The organism is Rhodospirillaceae bacterium (assembly GCA_018660465.1).
Classification (GTDB): domain Bacteria; phylum Pseudomonadota; class Alphaproteobacteria; order Rhodospirillales; family JABJKH01; genus JABJKH01.
Window position 1 is genome coordinate 17,775 of sequence record JABJKH010000089.1, and the last position, 24,362, is coordinate 42,136.

General features: G+C 51.2%; 21 protein-coding genes. 14 read left to right on the forward strand and 7 right to left on the reverse strand.

All coding sequences use genetic code 11. The features are described from left to right. Positions 1-15 precede the first annotated feature (15 nt). Positions 16-2,691 carry an MMPL family transporter gene (locus HOM51_14245; GenBank protein MBT5035669.1) on the forward strand — a complete coding sequence of 892 codons (2,676 nt, stop codon included), beginning with the start codon at positions 16-18 and terminating at the stop codon, positions 2,689-2,691. After that, positions 2,688-3,572 (forward strand): ferritin-like domain-containing protein, encoded by an 885-nt coding sequence (locus HOM51_14250; protein ID MBT5035670.1) that lies wholly within the window; start codon positions 2,688-2,690, stop codon positions 3,570-3,572. Before HOM51_14245 ends, HOM51_14250 begins: the two co-directional genes overlap by 4 nt. 27 nt (positions 3,573-3,599) lie before the next feature. Here HOM51_14250 and HOM51_14255 read toward each other — a convergent pair whose 3' ends face one another. After that, complete coding sequence (locus tag HOM51_14255; protein MBT5035671.1) at positions 3,600-4,226, reverse strand: toluene tolerance protein; 627 nt, start codon at positions 4,224-4,226, stop codon at positions 3,600-3,602. 326 nt (positions 4,227-4,552) lie between these two features. Between HOM51_14255 and HOM51_14260 the strand changes: the two genes are divergently transcribed. From HOM51_14260 to HOM51_14295, 8 genes are all read left to right on the forward strand, one after another. After that, positions 4,553-5,470 carry a VacJ family lipoprotein gene (locus HOM51_14260; protein MBT5035672.1) on the forward strand — a complete coding sequence of 306 codons (918 nt, stop codon included), beginning with the start codon at positions 4,553-4,555 and terminating at the stop codon, positions 5,468-5,470. A gap of 456 nt (positions 5,471-5,926) precedes the next feature. Beyond that, positions 5,927-6,826: an RNA polymerase sigma factor RpoH gene (rpoH, locus tag HOM51_14265; GenBank protein MBT5035673.1), complete on the forward strand. Its 900-nt coding sequence runs from the start codon at positions 5,927-5,929 to the stop codon at positions 6,824-6,826. 146 nt (positions 6,827-6,972) lie between these two features. Further along, positions 6,973-7,920, forward strand: a complete 948-nt coding sequence (locus HOM51_14270) for an ABC transporter ATP-binding protein (protein MBT5035674.1) — start codon at positions 6,973-6,975, stop codon at positions 7,918-7,920. Positions 7,921-7,922: 2 nt separating this feature from the next. Continuing rightward, positions 7,923-8,657, forward strand: a complete 735-nt coding sequence (locus tag HOM51_14275; protein ID MBT5035675.1) for an ABC transporter permease subunit — start codon at positions 7,923-7,925, stop codon at positions 8,655-8,657. Between the two features lie 4 nt (positions 8,658-8,661). After that, positions 8,662-10,575: an ABC transporter gene (locus tag HOM51_14280; GenBank protein ID MBT5035676.1), complete on the forward strand. Its 1,914-nt coding sequence runs from the start codon at positions 8,662-8,664 to the stop codon at positions 10,573-10,575. 10 nt (positions 10,576-10,585) lie between these two features. After that, entirely contained in the window at positions 10,586-11,644 is a 1,059-nt protein-coding gene (locus HOM51_14285) for a DUF4340 domain-containing protein (protein MBT5035677.1), read from the forward strand. Positions 11,645-11,672: 28 nt separating this feature from the next. Further along, a complete protein-coding gene (locus HOM51_14290; GenBank protein ID MBT5035678.1) occupies positions 11,673-12,395 on the forward strand; it encodes an SAM-dependent chlorinase/fluorinase in 723 nt (240 codons plus the stop codon). Positions 12,396-12,506: 111 nt separating this feature from the next. After that, a complete protein-coding gene (locus HOM51_14295) occupies positions 12,507-13,340 on the forward strand; it encodes an MBL fold metallo-hydrolase (protein ID MBT5035679.1) in 834 nt (277 codons plus the stop codon). A gap of 28 nt (positions 13,341-13,368) precedes the next feature. Here the strand turns inward: HOM51_14295 and ilvD are convergent, their stop codons facing one another. Together ilvD and HOM51_14305 are read right to left on the reverse strand one after the other, a co-directional pair. After that, the gene (gene ilvD / locus HOM51_14300; GenBank protein MBT5035680.1) at positions 13,369-15,093 is read right to left on the reverse strand and encodes a dihydroxy-acid dehydratase; all 1,725 of its coding nucleotides are present in this window, start codon (positions 15,091-15,093) and stop codon (positions 13,369-13,371) included. Positions 15,094-15,221: 128 nt separating this feature from the next. After that, entirely contained in the window at positions 15,222-15,698 is a 477-nt protein-coding gene (locus HOM51_14305; protein ID MBT5035681.1) for a cupin, read from the reverse strand. Positions 15,699-15,828: 130 nt separating this feature from the next. Here HOM51_14305 and HOM51_14310 point away from each other — a divergent pair, with 130 nt between their 5' ends. Then, positions 15,829-16,809, forward strand: a complete 981-nt coding sequence (locus HOM51_14310; GenBank protein ID MBT5035682.1) for a Gfo/Idh/MocA family oxidoreductase — start codon at positions 15,829-15,831, stop codon at positions 16,807-16,809. A 23-nt stretch (positions 16,810-16,832) separates the two neighbouring features. Then, positions 16,833-17,813: a Gfo/Idh/MocA family oxidoreductase gene (locus HOM51_14315; protein MBT5035683.1), complete on the forward strand. Its 981-nt coding sequence runs from the start codon at positions 16,833-16,835 to the stop codon at positions 17,811-17,813. An 11-nt stretch (positions 17,814-17,824) separates the two neighbouring features. Here the strand turns inward: HOM51_14315 and HOM51_14320 are convergent, their stop codons facing one another. From HOM51_14320 to HOM51_14335, 4 genes are all read right to left on the reverse strand, one after another. Then, positions 17,825-18,391 (reverse strand): methyltransferase domain-containing protein, encoded by a 567-nt coding sequence (locus HOM51_14320; GenBank protein MBT5035684.1) that lies wholly within the window; start codon positions 18,389-18,391, stop codon positions 17,825-17,827. Continuing rightward, positions 18,388-19,149 (reverse strand): phosphocholine cytidylyltransferase family protein, encoded by a 762-nt coding sequence (locus tag HOM51_14325; protein ID MBT5035685.1) that lies wholly within the window; start codon positions 19,147-19,149, stop codon positions 18,388-18,390. The genes HOM51_14320 and HOM51_14325 overlap by 4 nt, the downstream gene beginning before the upstream one ends. A gap of 84 nt (positions 19,150-19,233) precedes the next feature. Further along, positions 19,234-21,483, reverse strand: a complete 2,250-nt coding sequence (locus HOM51_14330) for a PAS domain S-box protein (protein ID MBT5035686.1) — start codon at positions 21,481-21,483, stop codon at positions 19,234-19,236. 177 nt (positions 21,484-21,660) lie between these two features. Then, positions 21,661-22,497 carry an amidohydrolase family protein gene (locus HOM51_14335; protein ID MBT5035687.1) on the reverse strand — a complete coding sequence of 279 codons (837 nt, stop codon included), beginning with the start codon at positions 22,495-22,497 and terminating at the stop codon, positions 21,661-21,663. Positions 22,498-22,600: 103 nt separating this feature from the next. Between HOM51_14335 and HOM51_14340 the strand changes: the two genes are divergently transcribed. Continuing rightward, positions 22,601-23,536, forward strand: coding sequence for a dihydrodipicolinate synthase family protein (locus HOM51_14340; protein MBT5035688.1), 936 nt, complete (start codon positions 22,601-22,603; stop codon positions 23,534-23,536). An 8-nt stretch (positions 23,537-23,544) separates the two neighbouring features. Further along, positions 23,545-24,336, forward strand: coding sequence for a 3-oxoadipate enol-lactonase (pcaD, locus tag HOM51_14345; GenBank protein ID MBT5035689.1), 792 nt, complete (start codon positions 23,545-23,547; stop codon positions 24,334-24,336). Positions 24,337-24,362 lie beyond the last annotated feature (26 nt).

A 24,362-nucleotide genomic window follows, 5' to 3' on the forward strand; every position in this document is an offset into this window, starting at 1 on the left:
AGGAGCATTCCGTTTATGGAATCCTTGTCCAATACGTATAGAGAATTTTTAGTCAGATGGGTTGGCTGGACCCGGCGATTCGCCGTTTTGGTGGCGATTGCAGCGGTGCTGCTGAGCGTCAGCTCTGTGGTTTATCTGGCACAAAATATCAAAATCAATACCTCGACCACGGATATGCTGTCGCCGGATCTGCCGTTCCAAAAACAAAACGCAATTATCCGCAAGGCATTCCCCCAGTACTCCAATAATCTTTTGGTTGTGATCGATGGCGACACGCCAGACCTAGCCGACGATGCGGCAGTGGCTTTGGCAGAAAAACTGCGCGGCATGCCGAAATTATTTGGCCGGGTGTATGATTTGGCGAGCGAGCCCTTCTTCCAAAAGAACGGTTTGTTATACCTAAAAACCGACAAACTGGCCGATCTCAGTGACCGATTGGCCGACGCACAGCCGTTTTTGGGCACGCTCTGGCAGGATTCGAGCTTGCGCGGGTTATTCGATCTGTTGGGTCTGGTCGTGGATGAGACCCTGAAGGGAGTTAATGGCAAAGACTCACAAGCCGGAAAACCGCCCGTCGATGTCGCTACCGTATTCAACGCCATCGCCGATGTCGCAGATGCTCAAAAGGAAGGCCGCTTCAAACATCTGTCGTGGCAGAACCTAATGAGCGGCAAAAGCAAGAAAGGCGATAAGATTCCGCGCCGCTTTTTGCTGACGCAACCGGCGTTAGATTTTGGCTCGTTGGCCCCGGCGGGTAAGGCCATGAAGGCGGTGCGCCGCGCGGCGGCGGAGATGAATTTGGATACAGACCATGGCGTCCTGGTTCGGTTGTCCGGCACAGCAGCCTTATCGAAAGAGGAACTACAGAGTGTTGAAGAGGGCATGGGCCTCGCCGGGATCCTCTCCCTTATCCTGGTGCTCGGGTTATTGGGGGTTGGTCTCCGCTCCAAACGACTGATATTTGCGACGGTACTAACCCTGATCATGGGTTTGATCTGGACTGCTGGATTCGCAATCTTGGCCTTGGGTCAATTAAGTTTGATCTCCGTCGCATTCGCGGTCTTGTTTATCGGGCTGAGCGTCGACTTCGGCATTCACTTTGGGCTTAGGTATAAGGAAGCCATCGATACAGGTGCCTTTCATGACGAGGCACTAAGTGAAGCGGCCCGAGGCGTTGGTGGCGCGCTCACCCTTGCAGCCGTCGCCGCAGCGATTGCGTTCTATTCGTTCCTGCCGACCGATTATCGAGGGTTGGCCGAACTGGGATTGATCGCGGGCACAGGCATGTTCATCGCCTTCTCTGCCAATCTGACGGTACTGCCAGCGTTACTAACCTTGATGCCGGTTAAACCTGGATCAGCCAAGTGGGGCCAAGGGGTGGCAGGATCGGCGCAGGAGTTTGTTCGGGCCCGCGCCAAATCCGTGGTGGTCGGTGCAGTGCTGCTTGGTGTTGGAGCCACCGCCTTATTACCGCAAGTTCAGTTTGACTTTGATCCGATGAATTTACGTGACCCGTCCACCGAATCCGTGAGTACGCTGATCGATCTCATGGCTGACAGCCGAACCAACCCGTATTCTATAACGATTTTGGCTAAATCGCTGGAGGCTGCCGAGGCCCTTGGTAAACGACTGACGAAGCTTCCGGAGGTTAAGGAAACCATCACTCTGGCTAAATTTGTGCCTAAGAACCAGGATGAGAAGCTAGAAATTATCGAAAGCATGGCCTTGTACTTATCACCTGCATTCCAAAACAAAGGCGATAAAAAACCACCAAATGATGAGGAACTCGCACGTGCGACCAAAGAAATCCGCTCTAAGCTCGGGAACCTGGCCGCGGCAGACGCGTCGTCGGTAACCGGCAGGTCGGCGGCACGCTTAGCTCGGGCCTTGAACAGTCTGCTAAAAACGGATGAGAGGCCGGAACAAACCCTTCGTGAGTTGGAAACGCGCTTGCTGTCAGGGTTGCCTAATCGCCTGGAGAGCCTCCGTTTGTCCCTAAATGCAGCGCCTGTAGAGCTAAAAGACCTGCCTAAAAATCTTCGTGAGCGACGGGTGGCATCAGATGGACGGGCGAGGCTAAAAGTCTATGGAAAAGGCGATATGCTGGACCGGGAGCAGCTGATTGATTTTGTCACCGCGGTGCGATCCCTTGCGCCGGACGCGGTTGGATCGCCGGTGGTGATCTTGGAATCAGGTCGGGCCGTGATCGCATCTTTCCGCGATGCAGGCTTGGTTTCTGTGATACTGATCGGCCTTTTGCTGGTCGTCTTACTCCGACGGATTCGGGATATTTTATATGTGTTCGCACCGTTGCTGCTGGCAGCGCTGCTGACTGTGGCGGCCTCCGTGCTGTTCAAAGTGCCGTTTAACTTTGCTAATGTGATCGTGTTGCCGCTGTTGTTTGGCCTGGGGGTCGCTGGGGGCATTCATTTGGTGCTACGCGAACGTGACCAAACTGGATCGGCAGATGTCCTGCACACCAGCACACCGCGTGCCGTCATGTTTAGTGCGCTGACCACCATCGGGTCCTTCAGCACCATAGCGCTTTCAAGTCATCCAGGCACTGCTAGTATGGGAGTATTGCTGAGCATCGCGATAGTGTTGACCCTGATTTGTACCCTGTTAGTGTTACCTGCGTTGATGGTTATCTGGCCTGTGACACGAGATTTGGGGGAAAGCCGAAAACAATGACGCTGACCGAAGAAAAACCCATACCTGATGAAAGCCCGCTTAAGGGTTGGACAAGTGACCATGAGGGTGAACTTCGCATTGGTTCGGAAGAACACAAACAAATGTTCTGCCGGATGCTTCTGGATACCTACGACCCTTATAAACCTGCTGTTATCGACTGGCCTGAACTGGAGGGTGACGCCTTGGCGCGGTTGACCGGATTGCCATTCTGGCAAATCGCCGTGGAGACGGAGAGTGAGACCTCCATGCGAATGCAGTGCGCTGCTGATGCAACGAAGGATCCTTTGATCAAGGAAGCCATTTCGCTTAATGCCTTCGAAGAACGTCGACATAAGGACGTTCTCGAGAACATGATCCGATTTTATGGGATCAAACTTAAGCCGGAGCCAGACTACCCAACGCCGACAAAACCCAATTGGGCCTTCACTCAGACCGGATATGGCGAATGCTTCGATTCGTTTTTCGCATTTGGATTGTTCAAGGTCGCCCGAGATTCTGGGTTCTTTCCGGAAGAACTCGTCGAAGTCTTCGAACCCGTCATCCAGGAAGAAGCCCGTCATATTCTATTTTTCGTGAACTGGTTGGCCTATCAAGGGACGCAGCAACCTTTGGTGATGCGCCCGTACTTCCATCTCACACGGTTTTATGCGGTTTGGAAAAAAGCCCGTAACCGACTCAAACTCGCCCGCAGCAAGACCAATAATTCCAATATGACCCTTAAAGGCCACAAGGCCATGGGGATCAAACTGACCCCCGCCTCATTTATGGATTTATGCCTGTCGGAAAACGATCGACGGATGGATTGCTTCGACTCTCGCCTGCTTCGACCGAAATTTATGCCAAGCGTGGTAAAAATGTCACGCCGTTTTATACATGACTAAAGCGTTTGTTTATCTAATATTTGGTGTTTAAGGGTTAAGAAGTTTCTTGGAAAGGGCTTTCAGCGTCCCAACTAAGCTCGTGATTCCGCCATTCTTCAAGATTCCGCGATATTCAGAGCGTCTGACAGCCAATTGGCTGATCGAATTTTCCAAGAGAACATCGACGATTCGCCACTTTTTTTCCTTTTGTTTCAAAACGTAAGTCAACCCGACTGGTTTTTTTCCAGGCCTTACAATGTCGGTTTTTACCAGTTGAGTACGTTGTGGCCCGGCTCTCTCGCCATGGGTTTTGAAGCTCTGTCCCGAGTAGCCACTAAACTGGGATGCATAGGTGCTGATGCTCCAGTGCCGAAAGGCATCGACGAGCTGATTTTTCTCTGAACTCGAGGCCTTGCGCCAAGCCTTTCCAGTTGCGACGCGAACCGTGGTATGGAGATCAAACGACCCCTCTATTGTTGGGGCAAGAATCTCGTAACGTCCTTTAATTCCAAGCTTTTTTGCGGATTTCATCGTATCCAAAAGGGCCTCATGAAATGTATCAACAACGGTAGTCGCGCCCGTGTCCTCTGCTTTTGACGGCGATGAAGCTACCAATGCTGCAAGCAGAATAAAGGTGGGAATTAGAGGCTTCGAAAGGAGTAAAACAAACTTCATGAGAACACCGTATATCCGTTATGAAAAAGTGGCACTAAAATCGCCCTGTTCTGGTTAATGTAGTCTATGACTGTTCACAATGGGAGTCCCCAAACTCGTTCGAAGTGATTCGACTCTCTACGTAGCAGAGGTTAGACTAGCAATCGTGGTGACATAGGTAATTGAAACTGTTTACGTTCAGTTAAGAATTCGTTGTTGCGGTAGCGTAAAAGTTCACTTACAAGTGTTGCTAAGTTATTGTGATGTTCGGACTACGATTTGCGAACGAATTATTTGTTCCATCGTCCGGACTTTGGAGGTTTCACAGTTAATAAGGGGTTTGCATCGTGCAACTAGTAAAAAAGTTTCTTCCCATAAGTGTCGCGTTTCTATTTGGTCTTTTCGTCTTAGTTGGCCCGACCGGGCAGGCTTTGGCAGCTGACAGCGACGGTTTCGATAGTTCCACTCTGGCGGTTGCATCGGCTGATGTTCAATTGGCAGGTAAGCACAGCATGAAGAAGGATGCTGACGATGCTAATGACCCACTTGAAAGCATCAACCGGGCCATCTTCAGCTTTAACGAATTCCTGCTGCAGAACTTGATCCGGCCGGTTGCCGTCGTTTACCGGGATAGCCTTCCCAAACCAATCCAGAATGTTATCGGCAACTTCCTGCACAACTTAAATTCGCCGACTATTCTCGCGAATGATTTATTGCAGCTTGAATTTGGGCGCGCGGTAACAACGGCTAAGCGTTTTGCCATCAACTCCACTGTTGGTTTGTTTGGCTTTACTGACCCGGCTGCCGAAATGGGATACCAAAAGCACAAGGAAGACCTTGGCCAGACCTTCGCCGTTTGGGGCGTTGGCGAGGGCTTCTATATGATCTTGCCGATCCTCGGCCCCTCCAACCCGCGTGATCTGGTTGGCAGAATTGGTGATGGCTATATGGATCCGCTGAACATGTGGGCCAATAATACAGACAGAGATTGGATTCCCTGGTCCCGTGCATTGGTCGGTGGCATCCACCTTTATTCTGGTTTGGTTGATGAATTGGACGAGGTCAAGAAAACGTCGGTCGATTACTATGCGACGATCCGTAGCTTAGCGCGTCAAAAGCGGGCAGCGGAAATTCGCAACGGCAAGGAAGCTGACTTGCCAGCGATCCCCGACCTTGGCTATGACTACGATAATTTGAACGATGATTTGAAACAGCCTGCTGCGGCTCCAGTTCTTCCTGTGAAGAAGTCGGACCAAGTTTCTTAAGGACTATCATCGGTAAATTCGCAGAACCTGTTTCCTGCGAAGAGTTTAAAGGGCGTCCTGCGGGGCGCCCTTTTTCTATAGGAACTAGCCTTAAAGTGTTTCTCACGATTCTTTACCATAATTTGGGTATGAAATAACTGCGTAACTCTTTGATATAATTGACCTTACCCCCATTCATCTTGACATTTTTGGCCCAACATGCCATATCTATTGGTGCCTGATGCCCATATGGGGTCAGGTGTTACGGATGGTTCGACCTATGGTGGACCAGCTGGCGTATTGCTTCGTTAGGAGGATATGGCCTTTTTATGAACACATTCAGTCCCCATAAAACGGTCTAATGACGTGGTGCCAGTAGGTATCTTGGTGCACTGGAGTTGTGCACGTAACGTTTATTGACGGCCTTTCGGATTGGCCAATTGGTGATCCAGAAGAGCAGTGAGGAGAAAATGAGACATGGCGAATTTAACATTACCCGCAGTGCCCGTAGACGGTGGTCTATCGAGGTATTTTAACGAAGTTTGGACCTTCCCTGTTTTAACAGCGGACGAAGAAGTCATGCTTGCCGAACGCCTGCGCGAACACAATGACACGGACGCGGCGCATAAGCTGGTGACCAGTCATCTGCGCTTGGTCGCCAAAATGGCCATGGGATACCGCGGATACGGCCTTCCAGTCGCTGATTTGGTAAGCGAGGGAACAATCGGTTTAATGCGCGCGGTAAAGAAATTTGATCCCGATCGCGGATTCCGCCTGTCCACCTACGCCATGTGGTGGATCAAGGCCTCTATCACCGAATACGTGCTGAAATCCTGGTCGATGGTGAAACTGGGTACGGTTGCAGCCCAGAAGAAGCTATTTTTCTCGCTCAGGCGAGTCAAAAACAACCTGAAGATCATCGATACCGGCGAGTTAACGCCTGAACAGAGCCTTCAACTGTCGAGTGCGTTGAACGTCTCAGAAGTTGATCTGATCACCATGAACCGGCGTTTGTCCGGGCGGGACGTGTCTTTAAATGCTCCGATGTCTCAAGAAGGCGATTCCATGGAGTTTCAGGACACTCTGGTTGATGACACCCCCTCGCCGGAGCACCTGACAGCTGAGACGGAGCAGAGAGACCTTCATCGCGATCAACTGTCCCAGGCTATGGCGACTTTGCCTGACCGCGAACGGCATATTTTTGAGCAGCGTCGACTAAGTGAAGAACCACCAACCCTGGAGGAACTGGGTGTGCATTACGGTGTCAGCCGTGAACGCATTCGCCAGTTGGAAGTCCGCGCCTTCGAAAAAGTCAAATTTGCGATGTTGGAGGCGACACAGGCAATCGAGGCAAAAACCACCGCTATCACCGCTTAATTGCCACAAATTCAGGCAATTAACCACTTTGGTTCGACCGGGGTCTTGACAAAGACCTCGTGTTGGATCAAATCACCCTCCGGTGAATTTTAATTTATAAGCAGGTGCAGATAGCACCGCGCGCATGGGGAGCGGATTTTCTAACAATGGAAAAGATGATTGCGCTTTCGGGGCTGACGAAAAAGTTTGGCCCGATTTTAGCTGTCGACGACATCAGTCTCACCGTCAATCGGGGAGAAGTCGTTGGTTTCTTGGGGCCCAACGGTGCGGGCAAAACAACAACAATGCGAATGGTAACAGGATTCCTGCCCCCGTCAGCGGGCACGGCGGAAGTCTGTGGCTTCGACGTGGTGAACGATCCGATCTCTGTAAAACAGAAGATCGGATATGTGCCGGAAGGTGCACCACTGTATGACGACATGACGCCAAAGCAGTTTTTGGAGTTCATTGCCGGCGTGCGTGGTATTACAGGGACAGAGGTGAAGCAACGGATCGACGAGGTGGTCGAAAAAGTGCGCCTAGGCGATATGCTGCATCGCCCTATTGAAACCCTGTCAAAAGGCTACAAACGCCGTGTGGCCCTGGCTCAGGCCATATTGCACAACCCAGAAGTCCTGATCTTGGACGAACCCACGGATGGTTTGGACCCGAATCAAAAAGACCAAGTCCGAAACTTGATCAACGAAATGGCAAAAGACAAAGCCATCGTGATCTCCACCCATATTCTGGAAGAGGTCGAAGCGGTATGTACCCGCGCTGTGATCATTTCCAATGGTGCGTTGGTGTTCGATGGCACGCCTGAGGACATGGAACGCAAATCAACCCTCCACAACGCAGTATCAGTTCGATTGAAAGAAGACTTGCTCGAGAAAGCACAGTCTGAAATCTCCGGCTTGGCCAGCGTTAAGGGCATTGAAACCGTGGGACAAACCAACGGTATGGCGACCCTGTTGATCCGACCGAACGACGATAAAATCATCATTAGCGAAGTCAGTGAACGTATTCGCACCGGTGGCTTGGAAGTAGATGAGGTTCGGGCCGAACGTGGTGACATGTTCGAGGTCTTCCATCAATTAACGGCGGCGGGAGAATAGGCATGGGAAACACCAAAGTCATTTTGGGGCGTGAATTTGCGGCGTATTTCTCAACGCCGATTGCCTACGTCTTTATTGTTATATTCCTTGCATCGAGCGGGACATTTGCGTTCTTCCTGGGCAATTTCTTTGGTCGTGGCCAGGCAGATATGCATGCCTTCTTCACCTACGCACCTTGGTTGTATCTTTTCTTTGCTCCCGCAGTCGCCATGCGGCTTTGGGCGGAAGAGAAAAAGACCGGGACCATTGAACTGATTATGACCCTGCCGGTTTCCACGGTGGAAGTCGTATTGAGCAAGTTTCTCGCAGCCTGGGCCTTCATTGGCGTCGCTTTAGCGTTAACCTTCCCGTTGTGGATCAGTGTTAATTACTTAGGTGACCCTGATAACGGTGTAATTTTCGCAGGCTACGTCGGCACGTTCTTCATGGCGGGTGGTTTCCTGGCGATTGGATCGTGCATTTCAGCGACGACCAATAACCAAGTCATCGCATTTATCGTATCTGCGGTGGTGTGCTTCCTGTTTTTGACCAGCGGGTTGCCGTTGGTCCTGAATTTTTTCCAGGGATGGGCGCCAGATTTTCTAGTCGACACGATCTCTGCAATGAGCTTCCTCACCCATTTCACGTCGATCACCAAGGGCATCATTGATTTACGGGACGTGGTCTTCTTTGGATCCCTGATCGGGTTGGCACTGTTTATCAATACCATCATTGTTGATGCGAAGAAGGGAGCTTAAGGAAATGCGTGCTTTGAATTCCCTAGAACGGAACACTTTGGGCGTGATCGGTGTGGTGCTGGCAATCGTATTATTTGTCGCCTTGAACCTTTTGAGCACGATCACTTTGCGGTCGGCCCAATTGGACCTGACAGAAGGCAAGCTGTTCACGCTTTCCGATGGAACCCGTGAAGTGCTCTCCAAAATCGAAGAGCCGATTAAGCTTCGCTTTTATGCCTCTAGGAGCCTGACTGACAGAAGCCCCATTCACGGCAACTATATCAGCCGGGTTCGCGAGTTCTTGCAGAACTATGTTGATCTGGCAAATGGTAAGCTGATCCTGGAAATCCATGATCCGGAGCCCTACTCCGCGATTGAAGACGAAGCCGTCGCATACGGCCTACAAGGCGTGCCGCTAAGCGAAACCGGCGAGCAAGGCTATTTTGGCCTGGCCGGGACCAACAGCACCGATGATGAAGAAAAAATTCCATTTTTTAATCTACAACGTGAACAGAGCTTGGAATACGACCTGACTCGGTTGGTCTTTGACCTCTCCAAGCCGAAGCAGAAAGTGGTTGGGTTGATCAACGCTTTGAACATGGATTCAGACCCGTTGAACCGGCGTGCACCTTGGGCCATGACGGACCGCCTGAAGCAGTTCTTTGAAGTTAAGACGATTGCACCAACTCAGCCGTTCATCGACGAAGATATTGATGTGCTGATGATCGCGCACCCGATGGAACTCTCCAAGCGACTGGTATACGCCATTGATCAGTTCATCCTCCGCGGTGGACGGGCGATGGTGTTTATAGACCCGCATTCTGAATACACCGTCGGGTTTAACCAAGCCACACGCCGCCCTGGTGGTGGAAATACGGCGTCGGGCCACATCATAAAAGATCTTCTTGATGCCTGGGGCGTAAAGATGGACTACGAGAAATTCGTCAGCGATCAGACCTATTCCGTGAAGGTTCAGACGTCAACGATGGGCACCCAAGCTGCGGTCGATTATCTTCCCTGGTTCCAAACCGATGCACGGGTGATGTCTGACGACGATGTGGTTACGTCTGAGCTTAAGCAGGTATTCTTTGCGTCATCAGGCTCACTAACCCTGAAGAAAGACGCCAAGACCACCCTGACACCGCTGATCACGTCCAGCGCCAAATCTGCGCTACAGGATCTCAAGTTGGTGATGACCAAGCCTAACCCAATCGCAATTTTCGAAAAATTTAAAGCCGATGATACCAAACACGTCTTGGCAGCCCGCTTACAAGGTCCAGTAAAGACGGCCTTTCCAGACGGCCCGCCGAAACTTGAGGGCGAGAAAAAAGAAGATCGCGATAAAGTCGTGAAGGCACACTTGGCCGAATCCAAGGAAGCCGTCAACCTGATCTTGGTTGCCGATACAGATATGCTGGCCGATCGTTTCTGGACTCAAACCCAGGACTTCTTCGGTCGCAAGATGGTCATCCCAACCTCCAGCAACGGTGACTTCGTAACCAACTCTGTGGACAACCTGACTGGCAGTAATGCACTGATCAGTCTGCGCAGTCGCGGCGAATCAGCCCGGCCTTTCCATCGGGTGACGCAAATCCAGAAGGCGGCAGAGTTCAAGTACCGCAAGACAGAAAAATCTCTCAGGGATAAGATGAGCGAGTTGGAAACAAAGCTGAGTGGTCTGCAAAAGCAAACCACGGGCACGGGCACGGTAATCGTGTCGGATAAGCAGAAAGCAGCCATGCTTGGACTGCGCAATCAGCTTATCGGTATTCGCCGTCAACTTAGGGGCGTCCAGCACGCGCTAAAGCGGGATATTGAGTCGTTGGATACGCGGTTGAAGATTTTGAATATTTGGGCCATGCCGCTGATCATCAGCTTGATCGCCGTTATCTTAGCCGTCATTCGCCGCCGCAAACGGCACCAACCGGTCGTGGCTTAGGAAGAAAAAAATGAACTCTAAAACCTTTGTCTGGTTGTCCGCTCTTACTGTCGTCGTTGTCATTGCCGCTGGGTTCAGCGTCGCAGAACGCTACTGGAACTCGCAGACTGTCCGCGTTGAACATTCGGCTTTCCCGGACTTGGCAGATACGATGAACGATGTCGCTGAAATCCGTATTGAAAATTCCGACGGTCGGTACAGTGTCAAACGGGTGAAAGACAAGTGGATCGTCGTTGATAAGCACAACTATCCGGCCAAATTTTCGAAAATTCGCGAGATGATTGCCGCGGTATCTAATCTTTTGGTGGTCGATGCAAAGACAAAAAATCCAAAGCTGTATTCGCGTATTTCTGTGCAGGATACCAAGGGCAAAGATTTTGATTCCAAGTATTTGGGATTGAAAGATGCTTCCGGAAAAGTGCTCGCAGAACTTATAATCGGCAACCGCAAATTCAGCATGGGCGGTGGTGAAGACGACGAAGGCATCTATTTCCGTCGTCCGAGTGAAGAACAGGCCTATCTTGGCCGCGGGCGTTTGGAACTTTCCCGCGATATTCTAGATTGGCTCGACCAGACTTTGGTTAATGTCAAAATCGCTCGGATTAAATGGGTTCATACTCTGACGGCAGACGGCAATGAAATTATTATTTCCCGCAAAACGGCGGCAGTTAAGGACTTCTTGTTGGAAACCCTGCCTGCCGGTGCCAAACTGAGCGACAGTGCTGATGACAAGCTCACTGACCTCGCCAATGGCCTGAAAGATATGGAGTTGCGTGATATCTCGCCTGAGGGTGGTATTACGTTCCCCGAGGACAAGATCTTCTCCGCGACCTACCATACGTTTAAAGGCCTGACGGTGACCCTTAAGATGTTTACCACCGGTAATGATACCTGGGCCCGAGTGAGCGCCAACGCCGACCGAAAGTCCGCTGACGCCGTGAAAGAGGCTGAAGTTATCAATACCCGGACCAAGGGCTGGGTGTTCAAGCTGTGGGACTACAAGGTCAAGCCGCTTCAGATCAAAATGAAGGACTTGTTGGAAAAGCCCAAAAAGAAAAAATCGTCTTAAGTAGGATTTCTTTATTTTAGGGGGCCATATGATCGTCCTCTTCACCGATTTTGGATTGCCCTATACGGGCCAGATGCGCTCAGCCCTGCGCCAGGCTGGTTGGCGGGGCGATATCATATCTCTGTTCGATGATGCGCCGTCCTTCGATCCCAAGGCATCTGCCTATCTTTTGGCGACCTATGCGGATGATTTCCCAGATAATGCTGTATTTGTGTGCGTTATCGACCCCGGCGTCGGCAGCGACCGTGCGCCTGTGGCCCTAAAAGCGGGTGCGCAATGGTTCGTCGGCCCTGATAACGGCCTGTTTGAGGTGTTGATAAGGCGCCGTGATGCAACGGCTTGGCGACTCACTTGGCAGCCTGACCGTCTCTCAAATTCCTTTCATGGGCGTGATCTGTTTGCACCTGTTGCTGCAAAGCTCGCGTTGGGGGTTGATCCCGCAACACTAGCTGAGCCACATGCCCCCCTGCGGATGGAGGCCTGGCCTGATGACTTGGCAGAGATCATCTATATCGATGGATTGGGTAATGCGATGACGGGTCTAAGGGCCGATAGTTTGTCCAAAGATGCTGAAATTAAGGTTGCAGGGCAACAACTTAGCCTTGCCGAAACGTTCTCAAACCGCGAACCAGGGCAGGCCTTTTGGTATAAGAACGCTAACGGATTGGTGGAAATTTCGGTTAACCTTGGCCGTGCAGACCAGGAGTTGGGGCTGAAACCGGGTAATTCCCTCAAAATATTGAATAAATAAACGCAGACTTTCTTGAATCGGATGTGTATAACTGTAAACAAGAACCCGACTGCGGTGCGGTCGGTTTAACGGAGGGCAACCATTTGGGGGGTGCCCGTACAGAGGGCTCGAATGTCGTTTGAAGTAAGATTTTGGGGAGTGCGGGGCAGCATTGCCTGCGCATCATCCCAGTATACGACCTACGGCGGCAATACCAGTTGTGTCGAAGTGCGCATTGACGACCGAATCATTGTCTTGGATGCTGGCACCGGCATTCGTGAATTGGGCAAAAAAATTCTCGCTGACGGCGTAACCAGTGCACACTTGATGTTCACCCATACCCATTGGGACCACATCAATGGGTTTCCATTTTTCGTGCCGGCTTACATCCCAACGCATTCATTCAATATTTTGGCAGGCCATCTCAAGGATCGGCGCGGCTCTATCCGTCACACCCTCTCGAGCCAGATGGTTGGACCCATGTTCCCGATCCCATTGGAAGCGATGCAATCAGACCTGCAGTTCGATGATTTTTCGGCGGGAGAGACGTTTGATCTTTATCCCGACGTCCGGGTCCGCACAGCCCCCTTGAAACACCCTAATGAAGCGACAGGCTACCGGATCGAACATGCTGGAAAGTCGGTTTGTTACATCACCGACACAGAGCACGATGCGAAGAAGCCCGATGAAAAAATTCTTCGATTGATTGATGGTGCCGATGTCGTCATCTACGACTGCACCTATACGGAAGAAGAATACCCGTCGAAGGTTGGTTGGGGGCATTCCACCTGGAACGAAGGCATGCGGTTATGCCAATTCGCAAACGTCAAAAAGTTCGTCGTTTTCCACCACGACCCAGAACATGATGACACCCGCATGGCGGAGATCGAGGCTGAGGTTATTAAAGCCTGGGATCAATCCGTCGTCGCCAGAGAAGGCATGGTTATCGACCTTATGGCCGTATAAGCCACACCCAACTCAATCCATTCAAGTTTTAAATATCGGCGTATATTTGCTTCTCTGACTTGCCACCCGGATGAGACACCGCCCCGTTCAGCGCATTGCCAACGGTCTGAGCGTAGCGCCAGAGGGCGCCGGATTGATGGTCGTTCTCACGCGGCTGCCATTCTTTTTTGCGGGCTTCCAATTCTTCATTTGAAAGCTCCACATCAATGGTGCCGTTGACCGCATCGATGGTGATGACGTCGCCATTCTTTAACAAACCTATCGGACCTCCAACAGCTGCTTCCGGGCCGACGTGGCCAATGCAGAACCCGCGGGTCGCACCAGAGAACCGGCCATCGGTGATCAAGGCGACCTTTTCACCCATGCCTTGGCCGTAGATCGCCGCCGTGGTCGACAGCATTTCGCGCATGCCAGGACCACCCTTAGGGCCTTCATAGCGAATGACAAAGACGTCCCCTTCCGAATACTGTTTCATCTCAACCGCGGCAAAAGCATCTTCTTCGCAGTCAAAGCAGATCGCCTTTCCCTTGAAGTACTGTGTATCCATACCAGCAACCTTTACGATCGCGCCTTCCGGGGCCAAATTGCCTTTCAGGCCAACAACACCGCCCGTGGGCGTGATCGGTTTAGATGCGGGATAGATCACGTCTTGATCCGTCGGGAAGTCGATCTCCGCCAAATTCTCCGCCATGGTCTTGCCAGTGACAGTCATGCAGTCGCCATGGATAAGACCCGCTTCGAAAAGCGTTTTCAGAATGATCTGAACGCCGCCGACTTCAAACAGGTCTTTCGCAACGTATTTACCGCCGGGTTTTAAGTCAGCGATATAAGGCGTTTTCTTGAAGATTTCTGCAACGTCAAACAAGCTAAAATCGATGCCAATTTCACTGGCAATTGCAGGCAAATGAAGGCCCGCGTTGGTCGAGCCCCCTGTTGCCGCGACGACAACGGCCGCATTTTCCAGCGCCTTAAGTGTGACGATGTCCCGCGGTCGGATGTTCTTTTCCAAAAGCGCCATCACCGCCTCACCAGATTTTTCAGCATAAGCATCGCGCGACGAATACGGTGCCGGGGCACCGGCTGACCCAGGCAATGCCAAACCAATGGCTTCTGATACACAGGCCATGGTGTTGGCGGTAAATTGACCACCACAGGCACCATCGGACGGACAAGCGACACATTCCAATGCCAGCAGTTCTTCCAAATCCATATTGCCGGCGCTGTGTTCACCAACAGCTTCGAACACATCTTGGACGGTGACGTCCTTGCCCTTAAATTTACCCGGCAGGATCGACCCGCCATACATGAAGACCGAAGGTACATTCAGCCGAACCATCGACATCATCATCGCCGGCAAGGACTTATCGCATCCGGCAAGCCCAACCAACGCGTCGTAGCAGTGTCCCCGCATGGTGAGTTCAACCGAATCAGCAATGATCTCACGACTGATCAGCGATGATTTCATGCCCTGGTGGCCCATGGCGATGCCATCGGTAACGGTGATCGTGGTGAATTCCCGGGGGGTTCCACCAGCGGATTTGACGCCCTTTTTGACGACCTGAGCCTGACGACCGAGCGCAGTGTTGCAGGGTGCAGCTTCGTTCCATGTCGTTGCCACGCCAACCAAAGGTGCCGCAATCTCCTCATCCGACAGCCCCATGGCATACAGAAATGATCTGTGCGGCGCACGTTCCGGACCAACGGTTACATAACGGCTGGGCAGCTTGGATTTATCGAACTTTTTGTCAGACATAAGGGCACCTCAATTACAGCGTAATGTTCATTTCGCGGACAATAGCGGGCAAGGCCGGACCTTGCCAGCCTTGGATTAGGAAATTTCCCACCCTTGGATTAGGAAAATTCAAAGTGAGACTTAGCGTCCTATTTGAAAAACTCACCATCTATGAAAATTGGATCAGCCTTTTTGTTTCCCTTGTCGGAACCCAACAGAGGCGTTCCGTCAGGTTTCATGCGCGGCGGTAAGTGTTCGTTGCCGGATACGGGTGAGGCAAGGCGCAGTATGACAAGTGGCTCGCCTCCAGAAGCATTGAAATAATAGAATGACCCCATCGGCAGCATGATGCCCTCGTGCACACCAACTTCTTTCGATTCACCATTAGGACCGTAGAACGTCGCACTTCCCTGCATGACAATGAAGGCGTGGTCTTCGTCCATATGCGCATGAAGACCATTTTCGCCGCCAGATGCATAGGTCTTCATACGGGCGTCCAATGCACCGGTGCGAAACATTTCACGGTGCGAACGACCTTGCGACATAAGCTGAATGCCCATGTCGAAGAATTCGGGTTTGATGTCCGTTCTGATCTCTGTCGAAGCGGGCTCAGTCAGCGTGTCCATGATGAAAACTCCAAATAGATAAAAATTCAGACAATATATTAGTTATTCCAAAGAGGGTTTGTCCATGAGGCTTTTAAATGCCAGATCGAATGCTAAACTCGCCCCAGAATTACGAAGGGGAGACGATTTAATGATTAATGCAGTTATTGTTGGCTTGGGAACTTGGGGCCAGGTTCTGGTTAATTCCATTCAAGGAAAAAGCGATAAAATTAAGATTGTTGCCGGGAACACCCGATCTTCCTCCGACGAAGCAAAAGCCTTCGCGAAGGGGCACGGATTCCCCTTGGTTGATAGCATTGAGGAGCTTTTGCAATTTGAGGGAGCGGACGCTGTTATCTTGGCAACACCCCACAGCCAGCACGCTGCCCAGGTTCAGCAGGCTGCCAAGGCGGGCAAGCATATTTTTTGCGAAAAGCCCTTTACCTTGAATAAAGCCAGCGCCGAAGATTCGGTGCAGGCATGCAAGGACGCAGACGTTATTTTGGGTGTCGCCCACAACCGAAGATTTTTTCCTGCCTATCAGGAACTTCAGAACATGGTTCGTTCCGGAAAGCTCGGCGAAATTCTGCATCTCGAAGGAAACTTTTCAGGCCCCAGTGGCTATCGTCGAAAAGAAGGGAATTGGCGGGTTGAGCCGGGAGAGAGTTCTTTGGGATCAATGGCTGGCAAAGGCCTACATTGCATTGATGCCATGGTCGGCTTGGCTGGCCCTATTCAACGGGTCAGTGCGACCAGCACCCGTAAGGTATTGCCCTTAAGTGAAGATACGACCGCAATGATGCTGCAATTCGCTGAGGGCACGAGCGGTTATCTAGGCTCCTTGGACGCCACAGCCTTTATGTTTCGGCTTTGCGCCTTCGGCTCAAAAGGATGGGCTGAAATGCGCGGCCAACATTGTCTGGTCATCCGCATGAACGAAGACGGTGAACTTGGTGAAGAAATTAAAGACTACGACGTTGCTGACACCGCGCGCCTGGAACTAGACGCCTTCGCTGATGCCGTCAACGGAGGTGCACCCTATCCTATGACCATGGAAGAGATCATTGCCACTCCATCGCTTTGGGAAGCTGCGATCAAGTCAGTGGAAACAGGCGATCCAGTGGTTATTTAGACATTTCGGAGGAGAATTAAGCCATGATCAATGCAGTCATCGTCGGCATGGGAAGATGGGGACAATTTCTCGTTGAGGCTGTCCAAGGCAAAAGCGACAAGATCCAGTTTGTTGGTGGACGAACCCGTACAACATCAGAATCTGCAAGCGCATTTGCTGAAAAACACGGCTTTTCCCTCACCAACAGCTATGAGGAATTGCTTGCACGAGATGACGTCGATGCCGTGGTCTTGGCATCACCCCACAGTACCCACGCAGAACAAGTCCAACTGGCGGCCAAGGCCGGCAAGCACGTGCTGTGTGAAAAACCCTTTACCCTGGATCGGGCGAGCGCGGAGCAGTCCGTGAAGGCATGCCGGGATGCGGGTGTGGTTTTGGGTGTCGCCCACAACCGTCGTTTTTATCCGGCCTATACAGACCTTCAAGACATGGTGCGGTCTGGAAAGCTTGGCGAAATATTGCATATGGAAGGCAATTTTTCGAACCCCAGCGGTTATGATTTAAAAGAAGGTGTCTGGCGGGTCGCCCCTGGGGAAAGCACTTTGGGGGGCATGGCGGCAAAAGGGGTTCATATGATCGACGCCATGGTCGGTCTGGCGGGACCTGCCCAACGGGTCCACGCTGTCTCCACCCGCAAGGCATTGACCGTTGCCGACGACACCACGGCGATGCTGCTATGGTTCGGCAAAGGAACCAGTGGCTACGCCGCATCCTTAGAAGCAACGGCCTATATCTGGCGACTTGCCGTATTTGGATCCAAGGGATGGGCCGAAATGCGCGGCCAGCATAATTTAGTCATCCGTATGAACGAAGATGGCGAATTTGGTGAAGTGGTTAAAACTTATCAAATGATCGACACGCTTCGTCTCGAACAGGAAGCCTTTGCCGATGCGATTAACGGCGGTGCCCCCTACCCCATGACCGACGAAGAAATCATTGCCACCCCGGCACTTTGGGAAGCCGCGATCCGTTCGGCAGAGTCAGGTGACACGGCGGATATCTGAGGAATCGCCGCTTACTTTACCACTCGAACTTCCATCGAATATTGTTTTATGACGTTATTGAATTTGCGCGAGTCGGCTAAGAATTGCTCTCTGGAGATTATATTGTTCTCCAGCATTTTCACGTAATCAGGCGACGGCGTAATGTTGGTGCGCACAACCTCAAAATCGACGTCGATGAATAGCCCCAAGGGTGAATTGGCGTGCCCGCCTTCCGCCCATTCCTGATTTTTCGTCTTGGAAAACAGGGCCATATGTTCGGGGGTGACAATTCTTACGTGGGTAGGGTCATTTATAAAGTCATCATGGCGCGGATGGGGCACGACGATGAAGATCCGGCCATCCGGGATCATCACTCGGTAAATTTCCTTAATGATCCCAAAATATACATCGGCGTCCCGGCCCAGGTGCTCAAGTACATGATTGAGCAGAATTTCGGAAACGCTGTTGTCTTCCCACGGCCACGGAAATTCTTCCAAGTCATGGCGCAGGTCAGGCTCTCCAAACTTGTCGACATTGAGGAACCCCTCCTTGAGGTTCTTGCCGCAGCCCAGGTTCAATCTTAAGGGATCATCAGTCACGCGACCGCCTTCCCTAATTTGGGCAGAATGACAACTTTCGCCCGTTCAAGGTCTTCCGGAAAATCAATTTCAATCCAAGGCTCTCCTGTCACATCTTCAAATCCAAATACGCCAGGTTCCGCCATCAGCACATCGTAGATCGCATCCTCGCACGGTTGCTCAGGTCGACCGGCATCAATGATCGCGGCACAGGCTTCAACCATGCGGCTGGCAATTCGCGGGCTCAATTTCATAAAGCCTGGCCATTCCCCCATGGTCTCATAGTTGCGTGGGAGCAATTTGCCAAAATTTACAATCGTTTCGTTTTCGATACAAACTTTTACCGGTTCGTCGCCAGGATCAAGCTCTCGATCAACCAGCAAGCAATTAGGATGGGGAGACTCTAACAATCGTTTAATCAGCGTCTGCGTATAAAGCACATCGGCGTCCATCATCAGAACATCCGATCCACCGATTAGCACAGACTTGGCCGTGTGCATGGAGACCACCGTACCCAGCCGGTAATCGGGGTTTATTACATGATGTACAAAGTCATTAGCACCGATGTCGCGCTGCACTTGGTCGGCTTCAGCCAAGATTTCATCCTTGCGGTACCCCAGCACCAACGTCAGCCCTTCGATCCCCATATTGTAAAGGATTTCGATATGACGACGCAGCAGCGTCTTGCCATCAAATTCCAGGAGACACTTAGGCGGTTGAGTATCCGTATCGCCAAACAGACGGCTACCAACCCCCGCAGCCAACATGATCGCTTGCATGAACGTCCCCACGATTAAAGAACCAATAAGATCGATTTATGCAGAGTTTTTTGAAGGAAGGCAACTGTGCCCACTTGTCTGGACTTAATCCGCCATCGGCAGATCAAAATAAAACGTCGTGCCTTTCCCGACGTTCGTATCGAAGGCGATGCTGCCATTGTGATGTTCAACGATGGCTTTAGAAATGCTGAGGCCGAGCCCAGTACCGCCTTTTTCGCGAGTGCTGGAACCATCCGCCTGGAAGAACTTTTGAAATATTTGGCTTTGGGACTTTACCGGGATACCTGGCCCATAATCGCTTACAGATATGCGCACCATATCTTCTTGTCTGACAACAGAAATATTGATGTCTGCTCCTTTCGGAGAGAACTTAGCCGCGTTCGAGATAAGGTTGGACATGACCTGCATCAGTCGGGCGTCATCACCTTCAACCTGAAATTTCGCCCCATTTGTTGGCGCATCAAAGAGAAACGATACGCCATATTGTTCGCCGTAGCTTTTGTTGGCTTCAAGAGCATCTGCGACCAACTCACAAACATCGACCTGCCCCATATCATAATCAATTTTACCAGCTTCAATCTTTTCCATATCAAGAATATCGCCAATCAATAAGATAAGGCGTTCGCAGTTTCGAAGTGCAATTTCCAGCATCGAAGACATCTGCTCAGACATGCTGCCACCAATACCGGACTGGATAAGTCCTAGCGCTCCTTTTATGGAGGTCAGGGGCGTGCGCAGTTCGTGGCTAACAGTGGAAACAAATTCGTCCTTTAGGCGGTCAACTTCCCTGCGCTCTGTGATATCTCGGACGATGGCAGAGACAACATTCTTACCATCTATTTCCAAAAGGCGTGACCTGATTTCCACGGGAAATGATGAACCATCCTTACGTTTGTGTTCTGTCTCATAGGTAAGTTCGCCGACCCGAGCCAATTCATCGCGAAGCCCTTGGGCCAACTCGGCATCAAACACTTTGTTAATGTCACGGATATTCATTCCGGCCAATTCATCGACGCTATAGCCTCTTTGCTCTGCTGCCAGTTTGTTGACCTCAATAAATTTAAAATTAGTGGGGTCGGATACCATAATGGCATCGCCAGCCATTTCGAATAAGGCGCGGAATTTCTTCTCTGACTCTTCGCTGGCCTTTGCCGCTTCGACCTCTAACGTGATTTCAAGATTAGTCCCGCGGTATCCGCTAAAGGTTCCATCACTATTAAATACAGGCACGCCACTGGCCTGCATCCAAACCGTTCCACCGTTGGGATAGTGACGTTGATAGATAAAATTCTGGAAGGGTCGATGTGCTTCTAAATCAGCCCGATGCGCCTTCCAATTTTCGTCTTCGAGATCGACACCCACAATTTCCCAGCGGGTCTTGCCAATTACTGAATTCCCGGTAAGCCGTTCAGAATTTTCTTTGAGCTGAGAAATGTAGGTATAGCGGAATTGATCATCCAATTCCCAGAATCTATCAGCGGCAGAAGAAACAAAATCGCGAAAACGCTCTTCACTCTCCTGCAAAGCTGACTTTGCCGCAATTTGATCGGTAATATCCATATTTGATCCGGATAAATACAACGGCTCACCATTTTCATTCGCTGTCATTTGGCCTCTTGTACGAATATCGACCCAATGCCCCTTCTTATGCCGTAGACGCGTAACGTAATCTAACGGTACGTTATCCTCTATGTGGCTGGTGTGTGATGATTTTAAAATTTCAACATCATCCGGATGCACGATATCGAGAAAGGCTTCACGGGTATCGGCAATTTCACCGACCTCATATCCCAACATCAATGACCAACGGGGGGAACGATATACTGCTCCGGTCTTTAGGTCCATTTCCCAGAGCCCGTCATTCGCGCCAGCAATAGCCCGGCTATGGAATTCTTCGATTTTACGCAGGGATTCTTGGGTTCGTTTCAACTCGGTAATATCTTGAATTTGACCGATGGTATGAAGCGGTGTCCCATCATCATCTACCGCTATCGCGCGATCTACGACACCCCACACGATATGGCCGTCTTTGTGTAAATATCGCTTCTCCGTGCGGGTAGGCGAACTCTTATTTAGGGCAGAAGTTCGGTCACCTTCGGTCTTAGCCCGGTCATCCGGATGCGTAAAATCAAGGATGGACCTCCCGACTATTTCATCTACTTCATAGCCGATCATCTGACAAAATGCTGGATTTACGCGTTTACAAGTCCCGTCCAAATCTATTACAGCGAGCGCTCCAGCCGCCTGATCAAAAAACAATCTGAACGCGCCAGAGGCATCTCGACTTTCGTCAGCAAATTCGCCTATAAGGCTATCAGATTTTGATTTACCCATAATACGTTAATCATTCACTTTAGGCCGCGTAAGAAAAATCACGACGATAACGGATACAAGCAATGGCACATGCAATCAAGACCGCCATGCCTTGACCAAAGTAGTTACTCTTAGGTGGGTACTCTCTACGTAAATACTAGGTTTTATTGGCTTATTATCTAAGGTGGTGTTGAGGTCCTATTCGAACCCATACACTTCCGCTGGGTTGTCACTAAGAATTTTCTTAATTGTCACGTCATCACCCGCCCAATCCAGTAGGGTATCCAACAGTATTACGTCGTCTGGGCGTGGGTTTTGGTTGCCAGGGTGGGGCCAATTACTGGCCCACAGCATGCGGTCTGGGGCTTGTTCGATTAATAATTTGGTTAGATCACTAACATCATCGAAAAACGGCGGGCCTGATGTAGAGAACTCATAAGGTGCACTGAGCTTGATCCAGGTATTACCCTCATCAACCAAGCCTTGGAGGGCTTTGAACCCAGGATGGTCGGGTTTCACGAGATCAATGAACTTGCCGCAGTGATCAATTACCAACTTGCCTGGTACTTTCCTGATCAAGTCCAGCTTTTCCGGCAGCTCACGACAGTTCATTTGTAATTGAACATGCCAGCCGTGATCATGAACCCGGTTGGCCAAGGTCCCAAAATTATCCCAAGGAAGCGCACCGCCTGGGAAAAAATGATAGCGGATGGCGACACTGCCTTGCGCGGTCAGCTTTTCCAATTCAGCATCAGTAGTCTCCAGGTCCACCACTACCACAGCTTTCGCCTTAGCAGGTCCGCCAAGCTTTTCCACAGCTTCCAGCGTGCAGCTATTGTCATGGCCGTAGGCAGTCGGCTGCACAACGACGAAGCGTTCCAAACCTAAGTTTGCTGCGATCTTTACATAATCGGCGTAGGTCGCATCCGGTGTCGGTGGACGTGGCGCTGTTGGCCACTTTGGATACTCAGGCTCATAAATATGAAAGTGAGTGTCACAGGCCCCGGGCGGGGCTTTTAGCTTTGGCTTATTCATGGGATTAAAGCTTAATCAACGGAGGTTGTGGCTGCAACAGCTTGTGCATTAGGGCCCGAGAATGCTACCTAATGCAAAATTCTCGTAGTCATGGAGACATCTCATGAGCGCACCCGAAAAATTCTCAGGGGTTCTGACCCCCGTCATCACACCCTTCAAAGCGGATTTAAGCCCTGATCCTGACCGGCTCCTCACCCAATGCCGGTGGATGCTGTCGCAAAATGTTGGCCTTGCCGCGTTTGGCACCAACAGCGAAGCGAACTCCTTGTCGGTTGATGAGAAAATCATGCTGATGGATCGCTTGGTCGATGGTGGTATTGATCCGAAACGGATGATGCCGGGAACCGGCTGCTGCGCGCTAAGTGATTCAGTCCGGTTGACCGAACATGCCGTGAAGCTGGGTGTCGGTGGCGTGTTGATGCTGCCGCCGTTCTATTACAAGGGTGTACCTGACGATGGCCTGTTCAAGAATTTCGCAGAAATTATCGAGCGGGTTGGGTCGTCTAATCTTCGCGTCTACCTGTATCACATCCCGCCCGTCGCCCAAGTCGGCCTCTCTCATGATCTAATCGAGCGGTTGGTTAAGGCCTATCCCGATACTGTCGTCGGCATTAAAGACAGTTCCGGTGATTGGGAGAACACCAAGGGCATGCTGGATCGGGGATGGGACGACTTCCGCGTCTTTGCCGGCAGTGAAAGCTTCCTGCTGCAAAACATGCGGGCGGGCGGAGCAGGCTGCATTTCAGCCACCGCAAACGTTAACCCAGCGGCGATTCATCACTTGTATGCGAACTGGCAGTCCGATGAAGCGGATGCCTTGCAAGATGGCCTGAATGATATTCGTGGCACCTTTCAAGCCTTCCCGATGATCCCGGCATTGAAAGCAGCCGCCGGCCATTGGTCTGGGGATGCTCAATGGGATGATGTGCGACCTCCTTTGGTTCCCTTAACGGCGGAACAAAAGACGGCATTGATCGCCGAATTGGACAAACGAAATTTTGATATGCCGGGCCTCGCCCAGGCTGCTGCTGCGGAGTAAAGCCAACAATGTCTACTACTGTTACTGCGAATGGTATTTCTATCAACTATCGGTTTGACGGTCCGGAAGATGGCCCTGTCGTCATGTTTAGCAACAGCCTGATTAGCAACTACACCATGTGGGATGATCAGGTTGACGCGATCACCAAAGCGGGATTCCGAATGTTACGCTATGATCAGCGCGGTCACGGCGGCACAGATGCGCCAGAAGGCGACTATTCGATCAAGATGTTTGCCGACGATGCGGCGGGCCTCCTAGACGCCATAGGCGTTGAGAAGGTTCATTTTGTAGGACTATCTATGGGTGGTTTTATCGCTCAATTGATGGGGGTTTACTACCCGGACAAAGTGATGTCCTTATCGCTATGCGACACAGCCTGCCTTATGCCACCGCCAGAGCTTTGGAATGAACGCATTGCCCAAGCACAGGAAGGCGGCACCCAGGCCTTGGCAGACGCCACCCTTGGACGCTGGTTCACAGCACCGTATCACGACTCGAACCCGGATGAGGTTGCGCTGGTGCGTAAAATGATCAACAGCTCTAATCTAACAGGTTACCTCGGTTGCGCACGCGCCATCCGGGATATGAGCCAGTGCGACGTTTTAGGCCAGATCAAAGCACCAACCATCGTAATCGTTGGTGAGGAAGACCCGGCCTGCCCCGTCTCATCCGCCAAAGTGCTTCATGAAGGTGTCGAAGATTCAGAATTGGTGATCATCAAGGACGCCGCCCACCTGCCCAACATCCAAAAACGGGATGAGTTTAACCAGGTGCTTCTAGGTTTTCTAAGCGCTCAATAAGTGGTATCTGGTATTGATAGTTAATT